At 40.8% G+C, this 515-nt stretch carries 1 protein-coding gene; it reads right to left on the reverse strand.

Features of this window, described 5'->3' with window-relative positions:
- On the reverse strand, nucleotides 1-515 hold a 515-nt coding region (locus tag AC3AX0_RS10010), incomplete at both ends, for an FAD-dependent oxidoreductase (protein ID WP_487550149.1).

Below are 515 nucleotides of genomic sequence, written 5' to 3' on the forward strand. Positions count from 1 at the left end.
GTAGTAGGATGTGCATATATAACTTCAGAAGCATCTTTTTGTGAAATTTCGTTTTCAATCATGTTTGCAATTATTGAAATAAGATCAGAAGCATGAGGTCCAATTATGCTTCCGCCTATTGCCTTATCGTTTGTTTTCTCATCGATTATCTTGACGAGACGTTCAGATTCACCGGCAGTGAGGGCTTTTCCGTTTGCGGCGAAATCGAATTTTCCAATTGCGATTTCAACATCAAGCTGCTGTGCTTCCTTTTCACTGTATCCAGTAACTGCGATTTCAGGTATTGTGAATATTGCAGAAGGAACATTGCTATACTTCATCTCATGGTTTTCTTCGAGGATGTTTTTGACAGCGGTGAATCCCTGATGTGAAGCAACATGTGCCAGCTGCATCTTTCCATTCAGGTCGCCGATGGCATATACGTTTTCCAGCGATGTTTCCATTTTGTCGTTGACCTTTACGGCATTTTTTCTTTCAGTAAGATCAATTCCAAGTTTTTCCCATTCAACTCCGCC

It is taken from the genome of Dethiosulfatibacter sp., assembly GCF_983023055.1.